Here is a 20816-nt window from a genome sequence, read left to right on the forward strand (position 1 = left end):
GCCCTTGGGTGCATAGTCATCATCTAACTTAAGTTAATCTGTTACGCTTTGTTCAAGTGTTTCATCTACTTCACTTATACCCATCTGGAGCAAAAATTCTTCTAATTCCTCATTTGTTAACGTTTCAAAACGACCATCATGAAAAAATACCTGGGTTTGATTAGGATTAATGCGATTAATATTAAAGCTCATTTTCTTTGCTCCTTTCCATAGATGATACACAACTATTATCCACAAAAAAATCCATTTTCATTCCCTGTAATCAAATTGTTCAAAAAATTGTAAAAGCAGTTTGTATATCCTGTGTACATTGGGTATGTTTTTAGCCTGAAAAAACTACTTTTTAACGATATCTTTGTAAACCACTCTAAAAGGTTCCATGATATAATAACTCTTTGTAACCTAAAGAAGATGGAGAAACTAAAAATTGAAACAAACCTTTACAAAGAAGCAAAAGTTAAAACAATTAATTTATATTTTATTCCCGATTCTGATTACCCAGCTTGGGCTTTTTTCGATGAACTTTTTTGATGTAACCATGTCCGGGCATTACAGCCCAGCCGATTTGGCAGGTGTTGCAATAGGATCCTCCCTGTGGGTTCCAGTATTTACTGGTCTAAGTGGAATATTGCTGGCCGTTACCCCGATTGTTGCGCAATTAAATGGGGCGAAACAGCAGGATAAGGTTGCACACTCTGTATTTCAAGGACTTTATTTATCTGTAATCATTGCCGTTATCGTTATCGCTATAGGCGCTCTCATTCTCGACCCCATTTTAAACGGTATGAGCCTTGAACCACATGTTCGGAAAGTAGCCCATGGCTATCTTGTTGCCTTAAGCTTTGGAATGATTCCACTTTTCGCTTATAACGTATTAAGGTCATTTATTGATGCGCTTGGGAAAACGCGTGTTACGATGGTCATCACTTTAACTTCACTTCCGATTAATGTTGTCTTTAATTATTTGTTGATTTATGGGAAATTTGGTTTCCCTGAACTTGGAGGAATTGGAGCAGGTGTTGCAACAGCAATTACCTATTGGCTGATTACTGGTATTTCAATTTTCATCATTTGTACCAATCAACCATTTTCAAATTTTGGTATTTTCCGCCATTTTCATAAAATATCCCTTTCAAGATCAAAGGAAATATTAAAAATTGGCATACCAATTGGTTTTTCGATTTTTTTTGAAACCAGCATTTTTGCCGCTGTTACTTTGCTAATGAGTACTTTTGATACCAATACAATCGCCAGCCATCAGTCCGCATTAAATTTTGCTTCATTTTTGTATATGCTTCCTCTCAGCATCTCCATGGCCTTAACCATCTTGGTCGGCTTTGAAATTGGCTCCAAAAGAGATCAGGATGCAAAGGAATACAGCTGGCTTGGAGTTGGAATCGCGATTTTACTTGCAGGGTTATGCGGATTAATCTTATTGCTATTCCGCTATGATATTGCGGGAATTTATACGACAGATCCAGTGGTTTTAAAATTAACGGCGAAATTTTTGCTTTACGCGTTATTCTTTCAATTATCTGATGCCATCCAGGCACCAATCCAAGGTGCACTACGAGGGTATAAGGACGTAAATATTACCTTCTTAGCCTCTCTTCTATCCTATTGGGTAATCGGCCTCCCACTTGGCTATGTAATGGCAGTTTATACTAAGCTTGGTGCTTTTGGTTATTGGATCGGTTTGATTGCGGGTCTCGCAGTCGGAGCAATTTGTCTTTTATTACGTTTACTTTGGGTTCAAACAACCGCTAATCGAGCAAACATACAAAAAGAGTCCTAATGATTTTGGTCAGGACTCTTTTATATTATGTTCATCTTTCAATGCTTTTCCTAATACATCTATTCCCCCGGTCACAGGGACAATACTCCCGGTTATAAAACTTGAATTTTCATCGACAAGAAAAGAAATCACTCTTGCAATATCTTCACCTGTCCCTGATCTCCCAACAGGAGTAAGACCATTATCAGAAAAAAAGGCTTGTTCAATTGTTTTTTCCTTCCATTCGGTGCTAATATCCCCTGGACTTACCATATTGGCCGTAATCCCATTCATCATTTCCTCAATGGCAATCGTTCTTGTCAAGGATGCTAGACCCGTTTTTGCTGCAGCAAAAGCAGAACGATAAATCCAACCAGGCGCTGTTTCGACCCTGTCAAACCCCATTGTAATTATTCTTCCCCATTTATTTTTTCTCATAATAGGTATGGTCAGCTTTGATAAATTAAAAACAGCTGACAAATTCCCATTTAACAAATAATTCCATTCTTCGAATGAATAATCCGTTAGTTTTTTTCTTTCGTGTATGTATGGCCCTGCATTATGGATTAAAACATCGATCGAAGAAAATTTTGTTAATGCTTGGTGAACCATTCGGATACAATCTTCTTGTTTGGCCACATCCCCTTGAAGTAACATGCAATCGGTTCCAAAACGTTCCTCGAGCTGCTTTACAAGTCCTTTTGCTTCCGTCTCACTGCTTCGATAATTAATGATTAACTGATACCCTTTTTCTGCAAGTTGTAAAGCAGTGATTTTTCCAATGCCGGTTGCCCCTCCGGTAATCAAAGCAGTTTTTTTCTTCACACACCATTACCTCTCTATTTTCCAATTTATCTTTATACTATATGTTAAAAAGATTTGATTATATATGCAAATTTTAAACATTATCTCTTTGGATTCAAATGTGAAAAGCAGGTTTTAATAACGGATAGGCGCTTGCTGGCATAGTATGTGGTAGGACGAATAAGGCCCTTTTTAGGCAGTTGAAAGGATGAAAAAAATGTTCCCATGGAATATGTTCCCTTTTAATAAGGATATGAAGAATAACCTGCAAAACATGAAACCAGAAGAAATCAATAATTATGTCCAGGATCTAATTGGAAAGGTACTACCCGGCAGCATGCGCGGAATGATGAATCCAAACGAAATGTTTAATGGATTTACCTCAGCTGGCACTACCCAGCAGCAGACCACCACAAGTGCATTGAATTCCACAGCATTTGAAACACATGACTTTGTTTACGTGCGGATTCCGATTAAAAGTGAGGAATGGCTCAAGCAGCTGCGTATTTACCATACCTCCAATCAGCTTATTGTCGACCATATCCCCCAATATGAAGATAAACATACGATTACCCTTCCGGCGATTGTTCGAAAGAAAGGTGCTTCAGCCAACTATAAGGATGGGACTCTAGAAGTAAGAATTCCCAAAAATATCGATATGCAGTTTTCTCAAATTGATGTGACAGAAATAATGTAGCATCTATTTTTATGGTATGTTTTTGTTTCAGTAAAATATGATGAATTAGAGGTGGTGGTTGGAATGGATATGGATAAACTTAAAAAATGGCTGGAATTGACCCAAAAATTTCAAGGTGATACTTTTTGGGAGCAAATCTTTGATGAAAAAAGTGTTGAAAATGTCATAAAGAGTCCCTCCATTAGCCCCTTTACAAAAATACAGAGTTCTTTTCCAAAATGCGATTTATATGAGACGGATGATGTGCTTGTGATTGAAGCCGAGATTCCGGGGATGTGTAAGGAAGATCTTCATATAACTGTCAATCAACAAGTATTGACGATGGCAGGAGTATTTAAAACCTTACAGGAAGGAAGAAAATATTTTATTAAGGAAAGAGCAAATCAGACATTTAAAAAGGAATTAATCCTTCCATTTCCTATTAAAACAACTCAAATTCGGACAGAAATACGAAATGGATTATTGTTTATTTTCATGCCAATCAATAAAGAGGAAGTCGAGACGATTCCCATTACATTTGATCAACTTACTTCAGAATGAAGGCGCAGACAGCCGCAAATGGGCTGTCTTTCTATTTTAATTCATCCATCATTTGATTATGAACCTCAATTAAATGAACTTTTGTTTCAGTGGAAATTTTTGAATCCACTAATCTTTTGATAGCGGAATAATATTTTTCATATCTGTTTTTTCGAACCCTAGGGTGCGAGTTTTCATCTAATAATTCTCTTTTTATCGCGTCCTTCAAAATTTCCTCACTATTTTGATTTTTCACGTTTAATAAACGATTATTCCAAACCTTTCGATATTCGTGCAATAACCGATCAAAAAACTCCAACCCAGTTGGCATTTAATTCACCCCAATCATCAACCTTATGCTCATTGTTACATATTTCCTTGTATTTTGTAAAAAATAAAAAGGACCATTTTTGAAAGGAGAAATGTATGTCTACCCCATATAAATGTCCAAATTGTAAAACCAATCGAAGTCGATTTAATATTATTGAACAAGTAGCACACTCGGTTAAGCTTGACCCACAATCCGGTGTGGTTGTAAGAGAATATGGTGAAACAGAATTAGAACCTTTTCATATCCCATATCAAGGGCCAGAATTCCGGATTCAATGCGGCGCTTGCGGACTAATCGAAGATGAGCGTACCTTCATTAAATTTGGACAACAACCTTAAAATAAGAACACCTTTATAAATGTCCTATTCATTTATAAAGGTGTTTATTTATTATTGTAAATAGTTATCTTTTATAAATTGCTTTGAATCAATTTTCCATCCCTCAATCGGTGAAAACCGCACCATATGAATTTGCCCATTAAATGTTTGTCTTCCTCTATTTTTTATGTACCAATCAATTTCAATCGGAATATCCAAACTAATTTGTTCTGTTAAATCCTCAGGTGGAAGCATAGGTAATCTTGAAATTCTAACTGCATCAATTTTCGTAAGGACGGGTTTCCACTTAATTTTTTGCAAAGAAGGCGTGGAAATAATTTTCGAATCCTGCTGTATAAATCCTGCAATATAGGCATTTATGATCTCATATGGATTTGCCTTTTCGAAATAATCATCCAGTTTCCCTGATGCCTTTAAAATCATTAACATATGAGATAAGTCCATGGAGTTCGTCCGATGTGTCGTACTCCCATAAAAATGAATACAGAAATGTCCTGGAAAATTGTTTTTCAAAGCTCCGGCACCATGTGGCATACCATGCATTGAAGCGCCTATCCACTGGTCCTTATGAATAACAATAATCGCACGACGTTTCCAGCTCCATTTCCCCCCATAGATTTTTTTCATAATTTTAGTATCCTTTGAAGTCAAAGGCTGCACATCGGCGTGATGGCTGCCTGCACGTCGTTGTACCTTGAATTTTTTCCCTGTCTCCACATCCAGCACGATAAACTTTGTGTACTTTGGTAAGATATGATTGACATCTTTCCAAGGGAGCATTTCAATCTTATAACTGATATCCGCTGCACTTACCGCTTGACCATTTAGGAGGATGAGCATAAAAAATATAAACAGAGCTGTCTTCTTCATGTAACCCCCCATTCCCATGGAATATAAACTACATTTAAAGAGTTACCTGAAGACCAAAATATCATTCATCCATATGCTGATTTTCAAATTCATTTTCAAGCTTCTCTAGCGCCGTATTCATTTGGCCCCAATTGATGTTTTCCCCAATAAAAACAAGGTTTAACGGTAAATTCATTTGCTCCTTCATATATAAGGGCATTCCATAAGAGAATTGAAATAAAAAAGGATAGCTATTGGAATCAAATTTTAGATATCCTTTAATTCGGTAGATCGTATCAGGCAATGATTTTAAAAACTCTTCAAACTTTGTATGGCTGACGGGACCCTGAAATCGGTATACAAAAGTGGATAAATTTAAATTTTTCTGGTTTAGGTGAGTATTGGTTTTATCTCGATAAGAAACCGATAACTTTTTAAGCTGTTTTAGCGAAACCTGTGAATAGTTCGTAAGCAGGCATCTTGCTTTTGAATTTAATGCTTGAATTTCGAATGTAATTTTCGCTTGTTCCGACTCTGATAATTCACTCATTTTATTCACGATAATGAAATCAGCGTGTCTAATTTGCTCTAGAATTAACTGCTGAAGCTGAGGGCTCATTGATTTCCGATTCATCCATCTTAAACCATCAACAGTCGTGACAATACCTTTAATATGCAAAGCATCTGCAAATAGCGGTGAGAGAATCGCATCTAATACTTCTACAGGATGTGCTGCCCCCGTGGTTTCGATATAAATCACATCTGGTTTTTCATCGATTAATAATCCTTGAAGCTGCGCCTCTAGCTTGTCCTGAATCGAACAACAAATGCAGCCGCCAAGCAATTCCTTTAACGCAACGTCTTCGTCCACAACATCTGAATCAATGGAAACTTCCCCCAGCTCATTCATCATGACAGCTACTTTTCTGCCCTGCTTATGTTCCTCTTCAAGGATTCGTTTTAATAAAGTTGTTTTCCCGCTCCCTAAAAACCCTGACAAAATATAAACTTCAGATTTAATCATTCTATTGCCCTGCCTTTTTTCGTTTTTGCATCCCTTCATTATAGCGGATATGGATTAATGTAAAAAGAAAAAAGCAGATGCTCCTTAATCCGCTTTTTTAATTAATGATTGATTTAGACTGGTCTTCCTCTTCAGGGATTGAATTCACAGTAGCTGAATCATCCTTTTGATTTCCTTTGGCAAATTGCAATGGCCCAATTTTAGTAATTGGATTCATAATTGCCGATAACCCCAGGCCCACTAATTGTCCCTTACCTAAATCTGTGTTAATGCTATTAACCGCTTCATTGAGAATGGATGGTACAATCGACAATAGCTTATCGGATGATTGATTTTTAATTTCATTTTTCAGTGAGGATATTGTCGTTTTTAATTCCTCTGTATTTTCAGGATCGACCGCTACCTGCTGAATGTATTCAAGCACTTCCTTACCATGTAGTGGTCCTTTTCCTTCATAAATTGTTACTCCTTCCGGTGCAAGTTGATCAATGATTTTACTTATAGATGAGGGGTTTAGCATGAAAAAATGATCAATGGAAATGCCATAATTTTTTTGAATCGTTTGTTTTAATTCTTTCAGATTAGGTTTATTATCAACCGTTTCTGAAACCGGTAATAAAACGGGAGCCGTCTTTAGTTCATGATTTTCTTGATCATAGCGAACTATAACTGCAGCACCTGTTTTCAAAGCTTGAGAGTCTGCACTATTTTCAGTAATCAAAAAATTCACAGCCTTTTTTTGCTCCGAAATTTGCAGCTCATTTGCTGACTCTTTAGCAGAATGGAACAGTGCTTTTAACGGGCCGTATCCGAAAAAAGAAAGTACAATCACCACAATTACTAGTTTCCTCATTCAAACACCAACTTTATCCTGATTGTTACTGTCCATTTTCGGAAAACAGTTGATGAAATATACATATTAAATAAAAAATCCGGATTCCTCTGCCAGAGAGAGAATCCGGATTTATCCATTTTATTTCATTCTTGTTTTTAACACTTCAATCGCTTTTTTCAATTGGGTATCATTCTTTTGGATTTTGTCCCGTACGAGTTCCATTAACTTCATAGTGGAGTCTCCCTTTAGATACCCGTTTACTTTTAATTTATTGGCCTGCTGGAATTTTTCAACCGCCTCTTTTGTCTTCTCGTCAAAGAATCCGTCTGTCCTACCTGGATTATAGCCAACCGCTTTTAACATTTTTTGTGCTGTCTTTACATCTTCAGAGGAGCCGGAAAGTGCCAGCTTCTTATCCGGATTAATAATTGGCAATGATGCATAATCAGGAAGTTTTACCGGATAATCAGGCATAATCCCCTTCTTATGAATCCAATTCCCATCTGGAGTTAACCATTTTGCAATCGTATATTTAAGGTTAGAACCATCAGAAAAGTCCTGTGCCGTTTGGACTGTTCCTTTTCCAAATGATTTTTCACCCACTAATGGAACTCCAGCCGATTCTTTTACCGCTGCGGAAAGAATTTCAGAAGCACTTGCACTGCCTTTATCAATTAAAACAACTAAAGGAAGCGTAGGATTCCCTTCATTTTGGGAGCCAAACTCTTTAATCTTACCGTTTCGATCTTGTTCTTTTACAACTACTTTTCCTTTAGGTACAAACATGCTGGAAATACTGATGGCTTGGTCTAATAATCCGCCTGGATTTTGACGTAAATCCAACACAAGGCCTTTCATGCCTTTCTTTTGTAGATCATTTAATGTCGTAACAAGTTCTTTTGCGGTATTACTTGAAAAACTGGTAATCTGAACTTTGGCAATACCTTTTCCAACCATTTCGCCATATACGGTTTCAATTGGAATCTCGTCACGAACAATTGGGACTTTTACTGGAGCTTCCGTCCCGGGGCGATGAATGGTTAATTCAACTTTCGTCCCTTTTTTCCCACGAATTAAGGTGACTGCCTGAGTGGAGGTCATTCCTTGCAGGCTTTTTCCATTTACTGCTGTAATCATATCATTTGGTTTTAAACCAGCTTTTTCTGCTGGAGATCCTTTAATAGGAGATACAATTAAAATATGTCCATCCTTCTCTTGAATTTCTGCTCCAATTCCTTCAAACGAGGAGGATATCGTACTGTGGAAGTCTTTAGCTTCTTCATCACTCATATAATCAGAATAAGGATCATCCAAGGATTGTACCATCCCATTAATAGCCCCATTGATTAGCTTTTGACGATCCACATTCTTGAAATATCCATTGTTCAAAGTATCATAGGCCGTATAGAATTTTTTAAATTCTGCCCTTTCTTTTCCAACTGTTACGACTTTCTCTTCACCAAAGGCCAGTGCAAAAGCCGTTATTCCTGCAGATAGAAAAATTATGAAAAACAATAGCATGATAAAATGGAATTTTTTGAAGCGAATATAGCCTGATTTGTTTTCTGCTGCTGTTTGCTCTTGTCCAACTTTCTCTTCATCCAAAGCCTTCACCACTTTCATTCACCAAAAAATTATGTTCCCCTAGAACAATCATCTTCCTTTTTTCTATGTACAGAGCTCCATTTATAAGTCTTCTATGAAAAATGGACCCTTAGTGTTTAGAATAACATCTTTTTATTAAAATTAACAAAGAAAAGATAAAGTTGTCTAAAAAAATGGCACTCCCCATTAGGCAGCGCCAAAAATGAATTAAATTTTAATCCTTTTTAAACGGAGTGAATTGGTTACGACTGATACTGAACTGAATGCCATTGCCGCTCCTGCTACCCATGGTGCAAGGAAGCCTAAGGCAGCGACCGGTATTCCAGCGGAGTTGTAAATGAGAGCCCAGAAAAGGTTTTGGCGAATATTTAACATCGTTTTTTTACTTAATGCGATTGCTTTTGGAATTAATGTCAACTCTCCACCCAGTATGGTAATATCAGCTACTTCAATGGCTACATCCGTACCTGTTCCAATCGCAATTCCGATATCGGCAAGTGCAAGTGCAGGAGCATCATTGATTCCATCGCCCACCATCGCCACCTTTTTCCCTTGCAGTTGAAGTTCCTTAATATGATTTGCTTTTTCCTCAGGCAAAACCTCGGCAATTACATTCTGAATTCCTACCTGACCGGCAATCGCCTTAGCTGTACCCTCATTATCTCCTGTTAACATATATACTTCTATTCCAAGCTCTTTTAATTGATCAACTGCCAGCTTGGCATTTTCTTTTACTGTATCCGCAACGGCAATTATCCCCATTATGATCCCTTGAATCGCAATGAACATCGCCGTTTTCCCTTGTCGTTCAAAGTGGAGGAGGTCATTTTGAACAGGTTGGTAGGTAATCCCCTTAATCTCCATTAGCTTCTTTGTTCCAATTACGACCACTTCATCACCAATTTTCGCCTCTATTCCGTGACCTGGAACGGCTGTAAATCGTTTGACCGGCAGTGTACTTGTTCTTTTTGACATTCCGAATTGGACAATGGCTTCTGCCAGTGGGTGTTCTGACGACTTCTCTACAGAAACAAGATATTGCAGGACCTTCTTATCTTCCTGATAGGCAATAAAATCGGTAACGGTTGGCTGCCCTTTTGTTATCGTCCCTGTTTTATCAAGGACAATTGCATTGATTTTATGGGCGGTTTCTAAATGTTCTCCACCTTTAAATAAAATTCCCATTTCCGCCCCTTTGCCGGTTCCGACCATTATGGAGGTCGGGGTCGCAAGTCCAAGCGAGCATGGACAGGCAATGACAAGGACGGCAATAGCCGTTTCAAATGCAGACGGGAAATGGCCAGGTTCCACGATTATGTACCAGATTAAGAAGGTTAAAATTGATAAAGCCACAACCACTGGAACAAAATAACCTGAAATTGTGTCAGCAACCCTTTGAATCGGGGCTTTACTTCCCTGCGCTTCCTCCACAATTTTAATGATCCCGGCCAGTGCCGTATTTTTCCCAACCTTTGTTGCTTTTATTGTTAACGTACCATTTTTATTGAGGGTTGACCCAATAACGGGATGCCCGATTATTTTTTCAACTGGAATGGATTCACCTGTAATCATGGATTCATCTACGGAAGATTGTCCAGAAACGACCTCTCCGTCTACCGGAATTTTCTCACCAGGTTTAACGATCACCGTGTCCGCAACCTTCACTTCTTCTAGTGGAACCCTGATTTCCTTTCCGTTTTTTAAAATGGTTGCTTCTTTTGCCTGCAGTCCTAACAGTTTCGAAATTGCCTCCGTCGTCCGGCCTTTTGCAAGTGCCTCAAATAATTTGCCCAAAAGAATTAAAGTAATGAGGACGGCGCTCGTTTCAAAATAAAGATGGGGAGCGTAATAGGGTTTTCCAATAGTTTTAAACCCTTCTGAAAGACTGTAAAAATAGGCGGCCGAAGTACCTAGTGCAACAAGGACATCCATGTTTGCACTTTTATTTTTCAAGGCTTTATATGCACTTGTATAGAAGGGGCCCCCGATATAAAACTGAATTGGCGTTGCAAGCAGCAATTGAAACCATGGATTCATTAAGATAGCAGGCATAGGCAACCCAAATTCAAGAGGCATATGGGCAAGCATGGTGTAAAGTAAGGGAATCGATAAAATAATAGAAAACAAAAGTTTATTTTTTCGTTGTTGTAACTCTTCTTCTTTATGTTGGGCTTTTACATTTCGATCCTCTGTTTCAGTCGCACCGTAACCAAGTTTCTCTATCTTTTTGATAATTTCGCTACTCGAAACCTTTTCATTTTCAAAGGATACAGCGGCCGATTCCATTGCTAAATTTACATTAGCCTCGACGCTGTCCATCTTATTGAGGACTTTTTCGATTCTTGCTGAACAGGCTGCACAAGTCATCCCGGTAATATCTAACTTGAGTTCTTCTTTCATAAAAATGATTCACCACACAATCTTTAATAAACCATGACGGTTTACATTCATTCTACATTAAATCGACAATTTTTGATGATTGTTCTCACACCTAGTCATTATTAAATTCTCCACAGGGGGATATAGTTCCTTTCTTAAAAACAAAAAACCCCTCTTAGTATGAACCAAGAGGAGTTTGGTTGATATTTTATTCTTTTATTGCTGCTTCTAACGCTACCTCAATCATATCATTAAAGGTTAGTTGTCTTTCTTCTGCAGTTGTTTCCTCACCTGTTAGTAGATGATCACTTACAGTTAGAACAGAAAGCGCCTTTCGGCCAAATTTAGCAGCAAGTGTATAAAGTGCGGTTGTTTCCATTTCAAGTGCAAGAATTTGATATTGGGCCCATTTTTCATGTTCTGCATTATCATTGTAGAACATATCAGCAGTAAAGACGCTGCCAACCTTCAAATTTAACCCTTTTTCAATGCCTGCATCATACGCTTTTTTTAATAAATCGAAATCGGCTGTTGGGGCATAATCAATTCCGCCAAATGTAAGACGATTCATATTGGAATCGGTGGAGCTTGACATCGCCAAAATAACGTCCCGGACCTTTACATCCTTTTGAATGGCCCCGCAGGTTCCAACACGGATTAAGTTTTGGACATTATAGCTTTGGATTAATTCGTTTACATAAATTGAAATCGATGGAATTCCCATGCCTGTTCCTTGAACAGAAACTTTTTTTCCCTTATAGGTACCAGTAAAACCAAACATATTGCGAACTTCGTTATAGCATACTGCACCCTCTAAAAAGGTTTCTGCAATATATTTTGCCCGAAGCGGGTCTCCTGGAAGCAGGACTGTTTCAGCAATATCATTTTCTTTCGCTGCAATATGTACGCTCATTAATAATCCTCCAATCATATCTTAGGAAAATCAAACTCGATTATTCCCTGGTGTGGGTATTCTACCCGCCATTGACAATATATCACAATCATTTTGTAATGAAAAATCAATCTAGGATCGGACATGAATTTTTATTTTTGTGGGAAACTATTTTTGAAGAAGAAAAGGAGGAGAATTAACGAATGGGAAAAAAACATCGAAACCGCACAGCTTCACCTAAGAAAAATAATCATATTCCGCCGGAAGCGATAGTGGCTGAACATGAGGCACATGCAAAAGAACATCAGGCTACAGGCGGCCGAAAAAGAACCTAAGGATTTCCTTAGGTTTTTAAACGTTCCTAGCGGATGAGAAGCCGATTTATTGGCTCCCAGCCGCCAGATTTTAATTGGAAGTAATGCTGCCCGCCCCTTCCTTCATCGATCAAAATGATATCCCCAGTCGAAAGGAAACGTCCCTTATAATTGTCAGGGATACGGTCGGCCACATTAAAACAGCTAAATGTTTCCTGAAGGCATTGTTCACGGTTATTTGCTTTAATCAACGTCCGGTACACAGCCTTATAGCCTTTACGCTCTCTGTACTTTGGAGTTTGAAAGATCGTCACATCATATTGCATATTTGCTCTTCGGGTTAGCATTCTGATCATCATATTCCTCCAATCAAAGATTATTACTATATTAATTAAAGAAACACCCTATCGATTCCTTCCAAGAAAAACGTCTAATTTTGTCGAAATATATATATAATGTAAAATATGCGGAAAAAACACCTTATGAAGGAAATTTCTCCGGGATCATGGCGATTTTGGCTTTCATCGGCCTTATGAAGGACATTTCTTTAGGATTCCGGCGATTTTTGGCTTTCATTCGCCTTATGAAGGACATTTTTCTGAGTTTCACACCAGTTTTGGCTTTCATCCGCCTTATGAAGGACATTTTTCTGAGTTTCACACCAGTTTTGGCTTTCATCCGCCTTATGAAGGACATTTTTCTGATTTTCACACCAGTTTTGGCTTTCATCCGCCTTATGAAGGACATTTCTCCGAGTTTCACACCAATTTTAGCTTTCATCCGCCTTATGGAGAGCATTTCCCTAGGTTCCATCACCAATTTTGGCCTTCATCTACACTATGTAGGGTATATGTCCTTTAAATAAAAAAGCGCACCAGATCTCTTATGAAAATCCCGTACGCATCTTTTTTTAATATATCGATGTGATCGAATTATGAGTATCTTCGGATAACACTTTCGATTTTTTGCGGTAAAGACGGAATATCCGCATTTGTAACGGTTAATCTTACATTTGTTTCATCCATTTCCAGTGCCTCTGAAAATAGCCCGGCTAATCCCCTGGCACGGCGGTCAACCTGTAGCATAATGTCCATGGACCCATTACCTGAGGGAAAGAAGACCACTTCTAATTCATCTAATTTCCCGCGGAACGGTCCGGATGCTGGCACAAATTCAAACTCTTGAACAAATGGTAATCTCCGACGCATCCGATGCGGTGCCTCTTCACAATCAGCATCGCGAATGCGGAACCCTAAATTGTCAATTGCATTAAAGACCGCTGTCATTAATGGATTCGGCACAACCTTTAAGTAATCCTTATCACTTGGGTCTACCCCGTTTTTAATATCCAAGCCTGTAGAAACCCAAACTTTCGATCTGCCAATCGAAACAGGAGTATCCTGTGGAAGCTGGAAAGAAAAAGGAATCTGCTTTCTTTCATTTACTTGAATCGTAAAAGGAGTCGTTAAACGGAAACGATCAATACATGCAGTAACCGAATATTTACGGTCATCGGCTTCCCTTAAGTATGTTGTACTTAATGATAAATAAATATCGTCAATCTGCTGTTCAACCTTGCCGCCACAGACTTCAACGATTCCCTTTACCGTTTCACCAGGCATATACGTATCCTTTTCAAGCTTTGTATCGACGGTTGCCGCTCCTATTCCAACACTTGCAAAAACCTTATTAAAAAATGACATCTGGTGGTTCTCCCCCTATATAATCTCTAAAATATCTGTTTCAATTTGTCTGCAATTTTCATACTCTGGCTTAATTTGCAAAAGCCGTCTAATAATATGCTTTGCCCCGCTTGAAATCGATAGTTCCTCTTCCCAGCTTCTTTCCTTTTTATCCTTAGGTAATGGAAAATCAGAATAAAGCAAAAATAAAAGAAAATGGCCAAGACCGTAAAAATCAGCTTGCGGGTTGATTTCTTTTCTCAGGTCTCTTTTCCATTTACGTTTCGTGGCATCTAGTTGACTTAGTTTCCGGGCCAGCCCAAAATCAATAAGACGGATTGTAGAGTCTGCAACAATAACATTTGGAATACGAATATCTCGATGAATGATTTGTCTGTCATGTAAATGCCCTATAAGTTGCAGCAATTGACTGGCGATTAAAAAGACCTCTTTTTCTGAAAAAGTTTTTCCTTCGATAAAAATCAGCTGCTCGAAATTTTTTCCATTCAGATATTCCATTGTGTAAAAAGGAATACCTTTATGGATTCCCTCTTCAAAATATTGAGGAAATCCTTGATGTTCAATCGATGCCAAAAGTTTTTTTTCGAACTCGAAGCTGCTTTTTCCGGAATCTGTTATTCTTTTGTGAAGCCTTAATGTTTTTAACACCTTTATTTGATGATTCTTTTGATCAACCACAAGATAACAGAAACCATAGCTGCCCGCACCTAATTGCTCGATTACTTTAAATCGATTCGCAATTAGCGCATCTTTTGGAAACGGTCTTTCGATGAACCCAGAGACAGTATGAATCATTCTCTTCCACATATCATAATTCCTTTAATCACTGGCTTAGCTGCTAAAAAAACTAGACATAAAGCTTCCACTTTTATATTTTTTCTTATAATGATAAGACCCGAGTTGGTTATGTTTATGATGTTTCATTTTTTTCCATGCGTCGCTTGAAGATGAGTATTTATGAGAATTAAGTTTGTTATTCAAAATCGATTTTAGAATTTTTTTAAACATCCGCTTCCCTCCTTCATCTCTGACTATTCATGTATACGAAGGATATATCAAAAGGTTTCGTAAAATTTTTCTTTTAAAAAAAGCGAGCATCTTATGCTCGGCTAGGTTGTCGAGAAAGGGTATTTTTCTCGACAATTTTTTTTTGCTAAATCTAAATATCAATTTTTTGATAGTCCCTACAATAGGGCCTGTTGATTTCCGCTCCGGTCACTCGCTTTCCGCGGGGAGGTCCTGGAGCCTCCTCGGCGCTTGCGCCTGTGGGGTCTCCAGTGACCTCTCTTTCCCGCAGGAGTCCAGTGCCCTCCGCTCCAATCAACAGGGGGCAAAACAATTATTAATTCCTCTAAATATTCGCCAGATATCTTAAAAAGAATAAGCGGATCAGTTGAGCGTCGATTATCCTCATTATATATACATTATCAAGAAGAAACGAAAAATCCATATTATTTGCCAATCAAGCCTAGAAGAGGGTCATTTGGAACTAATTCATCATAGAAACAAATTCATACTCACTTTGCTTAAACATTAAATTCTCACTTATTATAAATAGTTTAGGAGTTGAAATTTTTATTGAATGCACCTGTAGCGTAAATCAACAGACTTATTGTACAGACTAAACTCTAATAACATCGAAACAAATTAATGCGGTGAATTGTTAAAGAGGGCAAACAAAATAAAAAGCTATCGAAAGATTTTCGACAGCCTGAGCGAGCATCTTAGGCTCGCCTTTGTTCACTGTATTCTAAAAGATTATTCATCTTGAATTTCTTCATCGATAATACTTTTTTCGATTAAATATTCGAAGGTGATATCTGCGAGTTCTTCCAATTCCTCATCACTAGGAACGTATCCCCTTTTTACAAGCTCATGAAAGAAAAATTCTGCAATTTCTTCTGTATCAATAAATACTTCAATTTCTCTCATTAGCATCGCCCCCTTTTTAGAAAATCTATGATGAAACAGGCTTTTTCATGCTAGTAAGTTCACAAAATTGCAAAGTCGGTTTCAAATTGTAATAGCTTTCATTATTACCGATTTTCCTCTAAAAAAACATGTCTATTTTGATTTGGACAAGCATAGGATGGTGAAAAGAACAATTCTGAGGTGAGATGATGTCAAACTTACAAATGAAATTTGAGGCATTTATTGAAGACGTGAATCGGGAGGATGGTTACACCCTCCAGCTATTTGAAAAGATTACGAATTTATTATTCTTTTTTATTAAATGGGGCGGAATTCCTCTTGTTCTGTACCTCTTATTCGAAATTACGAGGTGGTAGCAAGTCTATACATGGCTTTTACCATCGTTATTCACGAGGCTTTCCAATTTTCTAAGGATTACTCTCATCACATGGTAGTATTCTTGGTCGTGAAATAGTTCATATAAAATTCGATAATCATTGAATATATCCAGTAAATTATCAATTAACTCTTTTTTTTCTTTTTTTCGCTCGATTTCTTCATACTCTGCTTTTCTGATGGTATTTTGTAGTTTTTGAGTTTTGGCTGGTTTCTGCTGTTTGTTAATTAAGTATAGGAGACCTAGTTTTTGGATAAACGTATCTGCACTCTCGGCATCTGCAACAAGAGTTAGTTCTTCCTCTCCTGCTTCAAGCCACTCTCCATCACTTACCCTTGAGAGCTCATAAATGACATCTTCCCATGCATCCTCTTTGTAGCGCCAGATTTCCGTTCTAAAACCGACAATTTTAAATAAATCAGCGCCATACCCGCTCACTTGAACCAAATCACCGAAAAAAAACTTATACTCAATATCGATTTGCTCCTGCTCCATCACAGTGCCTTCATATTCTGAAAGAAGCTGAAGTCCCGATTCAACAAAAAGACCATCGCTCTTATTTACCTCGTAGACGTATCGATCATCAAGCCATTTGATATCTGTAACCTTGCCAACTGTACCATACATCGTAATCACGACCGTATCACCGATCTTATACTTCGGTTTTTTTCGTTTCTCCATATCCTCCATCCTCTCAGGTGTTGAGCCGTGAATTTTGATTACAATAGTATATGCACTAATTGATTTACCGGCACATGCAAGTGAAAAATTAAGTAAGTAAAGAAAATAAAAAAATCGCCCCTTTTTTAAGAGACGATTCAAGCATTATTTTTCCGATAAAAGGTATTCCTGCCAGGCTTCATCAAATACAGCCATAGATTCTAAATAATGTCCATTTAGTTCAAGGTAGGAGGATAGATCATTGTAATCTTCTGAAGTTTTTGGAAAGCTGTGATCCTCGAAAGCTTCATTTGCAAATCTGCTAATCGCATCCTTTGGCTCGGGATGTCTGTATTTCATTAAAAAATGATAAAAGGATTTCCTCATTAAAAAAACACCTTTCATGTTTTTAAAGAAAACTATAACGGAAAGAAAACCCTTCGTCTAGAGAAAAGCAAAAAACAGCCGGCATACCTGCTGGCTGTTTAGAATCTTATGAAGAAAAATCAAAGTAATTTTTCTTTAATAATCTTGGAATATTCATTAATTCCTGATAGGTAATCGTTTTTCCAATTTGTTTGCAATCAATTAAATATAATTGATCTTCAATTCCTTTAACAGTCGCTTCTTTTTGATAGATCATTGCACACTCGCTGCAGGAGACTGCAGGGGTATCCGTTATTTCAATGGCTCTTGTTCCATCCGGCAATTCCCAATATACTGAATCGGAAATTTCATTAATATTCGTGCTGTCGCACCATTCACAACTATAGCTCATGACGGCACCCCCTATTCTTTTGCTTGATCATTTGCTGTACCGGTTTTTTTCAATTCTTCCTTCTTTGCAAGTGCTTGGAATTTCTTCTCCTTCATCTCATCCCGCTTGCCACGGTTATCCTTTAATGAATGATGTTCAGGATCTTGATTATAATCATTGCGGCGATCTAAACGTGTTAGACCTTCAGGAATAAGGTTAAAGTGCTGGTCATTCATGATACCGGCAATTCCCGCCAAGGAGCGTTTTTCTTGATATTCAGGATAGATTCCTTCGAAATAAGCTTCCGCTTTCCCTGGTACATAGTTTTCTGGTTCCGGATAAGAAGTAATAACACCTTCAAAGTTACGAAGCACAACTTTTTCAGGACTTTGAGAAATAAGATAATTTGGCTGCAAGGAAATTTTCCCGCCGCCTCCAGGAGCATCTACAACGAATGTAGGTACCGCATAGCCGCTCGTATGTCCACGTAAACCTTCAATGATTTCCAATCCTTTTGATACTGGTGCACGGAAGTGTCCAATTCCTTCTGATAGGTCACATTGATAAATATAGTAAGGACGCACACGAATTTTGACAAGATCATGCATTAATTTTTTCATGATTGCTACGCTGTCATTAATTCCGGCAAGGATAACAGATTGGTTCCCAATCGGTACACCCGCATTTGCAAGCATTTCACATGCTAGCTTTGATTCCTCAGTGATTTCAATTGATGTATTAAAGTGAGTATTCAGCCAGATTGGATGATACTTTTTCAAAATATTGCAAAGGTTTTCAGTAATACGTTGCGGGAATACAACCGGTGCTCTTGTTCCGATACGGATAATTTCAACATGGTCAATTTCCCTTAAATTTTTCAAAATGTATTCTAAAATATTGTCGTTAATTAACAATCCGTCACCACCGGAAATTAACACATCACGAACCTGTGGAGTATTACGAATATAATTAATTGCTGCGTCTAATTGTTTCTTTGGAACACCCATACCAACTTGGCCGGAGAACCGTCTTCTTGTACAGTAACGGCAATACATAGAACACTGATTGGTTACTAGGAAAAGAACACGATCCGGATAACGATGTGTTAAGCCTGGAACTGGTGAATCCTCATCTTCATGTAATGGATCTTCCAAATCATATTTTGTTTTATGGATTTCTGCTGCAATCGGTACAGATTGCATCCGAATTGGACAACGCGGATCATCTGGATTCATAAGTGAAGCATAATAGGGTGTAATATTTAAAGGAATCGTCTTAGTTGAAATTTTAACGCCTTCTTCTTCTTCAGGAGTTAAATTAATAACCTTTTTTAAATCATCCACTGTACGGATGGTATTTGTTAATTGCCATAACCAGTCGTTCCATTGCTCTTCGGTTACATCCTTCCAAAGCTCAATATCCTTCCAGTGACGCTCTGGCTTGTATAAAGTTTGTTTCATAACTACATTCCTCCATTCAATGTTTATACTTTATTAATATGCAAGAAGTGTGCCAAAGCGATAAAACCTTGATAATATCCATTTCCTTTTAAAATAGTTGGAGTTTTAATCGAAAATTCGTAATTTTAATAAAAAAAGATGCCGAAAATTCGGCACCTAAAAACTTGTTTTCTTCAGTTTATATTGAAGGGTCTGTCTTGGTATTTCTAATAGCTTAGCAGCTTGATTGATATTTCCGCCTGACTCGCTAAGCGCATTTTCAATTAGTTTCTTCTCAAGCTCTTCCATGTTTTTCCTTAATGAAAGGGTCTCACTTTCTACTTCAATACGCTTAGGCTTATGGGTTACAGCCTGCTGTCTAAGCATTATGGGCAAATCCCCACTTGTAAGATCATTTCCTTCACATATGTTCATCATGTATTCAATGGTATGCTTTAATTCCCTGACATTGCCTGGCCAAGCATAGTCCCTAAAGAAAGCAGTGAGGCGATCATCTAATCCCTTTACGTTTTTTTGCAATTTTTGATTAAAACCTTTAATGAAATGGTCTGTTAGAAAGAATATATCTTCAGTCCTATCCCGGAGCGGCAGAAGTGAAAAGGTAAAGACGTTTAACCGATAGTAAACGTCATAGCGAATCTTTTGCTCCTCTAAGGCCACAGTCGGATGAACATTCATGGCCGCAATCACCCGCACATCAACAGCGATATTCTGCGCGCTCCCCACTCTTCTAACGATACCATCTTCTAATACCCTTAAAAGCTTTGCCTGTAATTCCACTGGCATGGCATGTAATTCGTCGAGGAATAGCGTTCCGCCATCTGCGAGTTCAAATAAACCTTTACGCTCAACTGCACCAGTGTAGCTTCCTTTCGCGGTACCGAAAAGAATACTCTCCAGCAGTGATTCCGGTATTGCCGCACAGTTTTGTGCGATAAATGGTCCATCGCTTCGACGTGATTCATAGTGAATTCCTTGAACAAACAATTCTTTTCCTGTACCGGACTCACCATATACAAGGATCGGTGCATCTGATTTTGCCAGTTTTTTTGCTTCGTTTTTCATATTTCTAAAGATATCATTCTCTGTTTTTAAATCATCTAGAGTGTACTTTACATCATTTACCGTTTTTTTCTTGCTTCCTTTATTTAAGCCCTTTTGCAGATCTAAAAGTCGCTCTGCAAGCAGCTTCATCCTTGAATAGTCCTTCGCAATTTCAACAGCACCAATGACTTCCTTACCGAGAAAAATCGGCAAGGTCGTATTAATGGTATCAATCCTTGTCCCATGTAAATTCACATAGACCTGCGTTTGATTATAGATAGGCTTCTTAGTCTTGATTACTTTTAGAAGCGTGCTTGATTCTTCCGTCAGGGAAGGAAAGGCATCAAATAAATGCTTGCCCTGCACCTCTTTTACGTCCATTCCATCATGTTTTGCTGCTACTTCATTGTAATAAATAGTTTCCCCATTCGTATTTACTACGTGAATTCCTTCGTCAATGCTGCTTAATATGGCTGTAAGTACTTCTGATGTTAATGCCGTTAATTGAATCAACTATTTTCAC

24 protein-coding genes are annotated in these 20816 nt (G+C 38.0%); 5 read left to right on the plus strand and 19 right to left on the minus strand.

What is annotated here, in order from left to right:
- Window positions 1-33: 33 nt before the first annotated feature.
- A complete protein-coding gene (locus M028_RS33475) occupies window positions 34-192 on the minus strand; it encodes a hypothetical protein (protein ID WP_197031479.1) in 159 nt (52 codons plus the stop codon).
- A 235-nt stretch (window positions 193-427) separates the two neighbouring features.
- Between M028_RS33475 and M028_RS0126740 the strand changes: the two genes are divergently transcribed.
- The gene (locus tag M028_RS0126740; protein WP_026576587.1) at window positions 428-1795 is read left to right on the plus strand and encodes an MATE family efflux transporter; all 1368 of its coding nucleotides are present in this window, start codon (window positions 428-430) and stop codon (window positions 1793-1795) included.
- 9 nt (window positions 1796-1804) lie between these two features.
- On the opposite strand, the gene M028_RS0126745 is transcribed toward M028_RS0126740, so the two are convergent.
- On the minus strand, window positions 1805-2599 hold the full coding sequence (locus M028_RS0126745; RefSeq protein ID WP_026576588.1) for an SDR family oxidoreductase: 795 nt from the start codon (window positions 2597-2599) through the stop codon (window positions 1805-1807).
- A 196-nt stretch (window positions 2600-2795) separates the two neighbouring features.
- On the opposite strand from M028_RS0126745, the gene M028_RS0126750 reads away from it, so the two are divergent.
- The gene (locus M028_RS0126750) at window positions 2796-3275 is read left to right on the plus strand and encodes an Hsp20/alpha crystallin family protein (protein ID WP_026576589.1); all 480 of its coding nucleotides are present in this window, start codon (window positions 2796-2798) and stop codon (window positions 3273-3275) included.
- Between the two features lie 63 nt (window positions 3276-3338).
- Window positions 3339-3815: an Hsp20/alpha crystallin family protein gene (locus M028_RS0126755; RefSeq protein WP_026576590.1), complete on the plus strand. Its 477-nt coding sequence runs from the start codon at window positions 3339-3341 to the stop codon at window positions 3813-3815.
- Window positions 3816-3846: 31 nt separating this feature from the next.
- Here M028_RS0126755 and M028_RS0126760 read toward each other — a convergent pair whose 3' ends face one another.
- On the minus strand, window positions 3847-4125 hold the full coding sequence (locus M028_RS0126760) for a hypothetical protein (RefSeq protein ID WP_026576591.1): 279 nt from the start codon (window positions 4123-4125) through the stop codon (window positions 3847-3849).
- 95 nt (window positions 4126-4220) lie between these two features.
- Between M028_RS0126760 and M028_RS0126765 the strand changes: the two genes are divergently transcribed.
- Entirely contained in the window at window positions 4221-4463 is a 243-nt protein-coding gene (locus M028_RS0126765; protein ID WP_026576592.1) for a hypothetical protein, read from the plus strand.
- A gap of 51 nt (window positions 4464-4514) precedes the next feature.
- Here the strand turns inward: M028_RS0126765 and M028_RS0126770 are convergent, their stop codons facing one another.
- The 6 genes from M028_RS0126770 to deoD all read right to left on the minus strand — a co-directional run bounded on the left by M028_RS0126770 (window position 4515) and on the right by deoD (window position 12068).
- Window positions 4515-5333, minus strand: coding sequence for a hypothetical protein (locus M028_RS0126770; protein ID WP_026576593.1), 819 nt, complete (start codon window positions 5331-5333; stop codon window positions 4515-4517).
- Between the two features lie 61 nt (window positions 5334-5394).
- On the minus strand, window positions 5395-6336 hold the full coding sequence (locus M028_RS0126775; RefSeq protein WP_026576594.1) for a CobW family GTP-binding protein: 942 nt from the start codon (window positions 6334-6336) through the stop codon (window positions 5395-5397).
- A 97-nt stretch (window positions 6337-6433) separates the two neighbouring features.
- Entirely contained in the window at window positions 6434-7189 is a 756-nt protein-coding gene (locus M028_RS0126780) for a hypothetical protein (protein WP_155925824.1), read from the minus strand.
- A 120-nt stretch (window positions 7190-7309) separates the two neighbouring features.
- A complete protein-coding gene (locus tag M028_RS0126785; RefSeq protein ID WP_026576596.1) occupies window positions 7310-8794 on the minus strand; it encodes a S41 family peptidase in 1485 nt (494 codons plus the stop codon).
- A 189-nt stretch (window positions 8795-8983) separates the two neighbouring features.
- Complete coding sequence (locus M028_RS0126790) at window positions 8984-11176, minus strand: heavy metal translocating P-type ATPase (protein WP_026576597.1); 2193 nt, start codon at window positions 11174-11176, stop codon at window positions 8984-8986.
- 187 nt (window positions 11177-11363) lie between these two features.
- The gene (gene deoD, locus M028_RS0126795) at window positions 11364-12068 is read right to left on the minus strand and encodes a purine-nucleoside phosphorylase (RefSeq protein WP_026576598.1); all 705 of its coding nucleotides are present in this window, start codon (window positions 12066-12068) and stop codon (window positions 11364-11366) included.
- Window positions 12069-12250: 182 nt separating this feature from the next.
- Between deoD and M028_RS33940 the strand changes: the two genes are divergently transcribed.
- Window positions 12251-12382: a hypothetical protein gene (locus M028_RS33940; protein WP_268884107.1), complete on the plus strand. Its 132-nt coding sequence runs from the start codon at window positions 12251-12253 to the stop codon at window positions 12380-12382.
- 26 nt (window positions 12383-12408) lie between these two features.
- Here the strand turns inward: M028_RS33940 and M028_RS0126805 are convergent, their stop codons facing one another.
- From M028_RS0126805 to M028_RS0126865, 10 genes are all read right to left on the minus strand, one after another.
- Window positions 12409-12717, minus strand: a complete 309-nt coding sequence (locus tag M028_RS0126805) for a YodL domain-containing protein (RefSeq protein WP_026576599.1) — start codon at window positions 12715-12717, stop codon at window positions 12409-12411.
- 124 nt (window positions 12718-12841) lie between these two features.
- The gene (locus tag M028_RS33140) at window positions 12842-13141 is read right to left on the minus strand and encodes a hypothetical protein (protein WP_231510900.1); all 300 of its coding nucleotides are present in this window, start codon (window positions 13139-13141) and stop codon (window positions 12842-12844) included.
- A gap of 152 nt (window positions 13142-13293) precedes the next feature.
- On the minus strand, window positions 13294-14064 hold the full coding sequence (locus M028_RS0126815) for a sporulation protein (protein WP_026576601.1): 771 nt from the start codon (window positions 14062-14064) through the stop codon (window positions 13294-13296).
- 15 nt (window positions 14065-14079) lie between these two features.
- Window positions 14080-14859 (minus strand): serine/threonine protein kinase, encoded by a 780-nt coding sequence (locus M028_RS0126820; protein WP_051591272.1) that lies wholly within the window; start codon window positions 14857-14859, stop codon window positions 14080-14082.
- 963 nt (window positions 14860-15822) lie between these two features.
- Window positions 15823-15996, minus strand: coding sequence for a YozD family protein (locus tag M028_RS32450; protein ID WP_071355860.1), 174 nt, complete (start codon window positions 15994-15996; stop codon window positions 15823-15825).
- Between the two features lie 361 nt (window positions 15997-16357).
- Window positions 16358-17053: a hypothetical protein gene (locus M028_RS0126845; protein WP_026576603.1), complete on the minus strand. Its 696-nt coding sequence runs from the start codon at window positions 17051-17053 to the stop codon at window positions 16358-16360.
- Between the two features lie 144 nt (window positions 17054-17197).
- Window positions 17198-17419, minus strand: a complete 222-nt coding sequence (locus M028_RS0126850; RefSeq protein WP_026576604.1) for a YozE family protein — start codon at window positions 17417-17419, stop codon at window positions 17198-17200.
- 106 nt (window positions 17420-17525) lie between these two features.
- On the minus strand, window positions 17526-17810 hold the full coding sequence (locus tag M028_RS0126855; protein WP_026576605.1) for a YokU family protein: 285 nt from the start codon (window positions 17808-17810) through the stop codon (window positions 17526-17528).
- Window positions 17811-17821: 11 nt separating this feature from the next.
- On the minus strand, window positions 17822-19249 hold the full coding sequence (gene ablA / locus M028_RS0126860; RefSeq protein ID WP_026576606.1) for a lysine 2,3-aminomutase: 1428 nt from the start codon (window positions 19247-19249) through the stop codon (window positions 17822-17824).
- A 156-nt stretch (window positions 19250-19405) separates the two neighbouring features.
- Window positions 19406-20806, minus strand: coding sequence for a sigma-54 interaction domain-containing protein (locus M028_RS0126865; protein WP_026576607.1), 1401 nt, complete (start codon window positions 20804-20806; stop codon window positions 19406-19408).
- Between the last annotated feature and the right edge of the window lie 10 nt (window positions 20807-20816).

The organism is Bacillus sp. UNC438CL73TsuS30 (assembly GCF_000482325.1).
Taxonomy (GTDB): Bacteria; Bacillota; Bacilli; order Bacillales; family Cytobacillaceae; genus Neobacillus.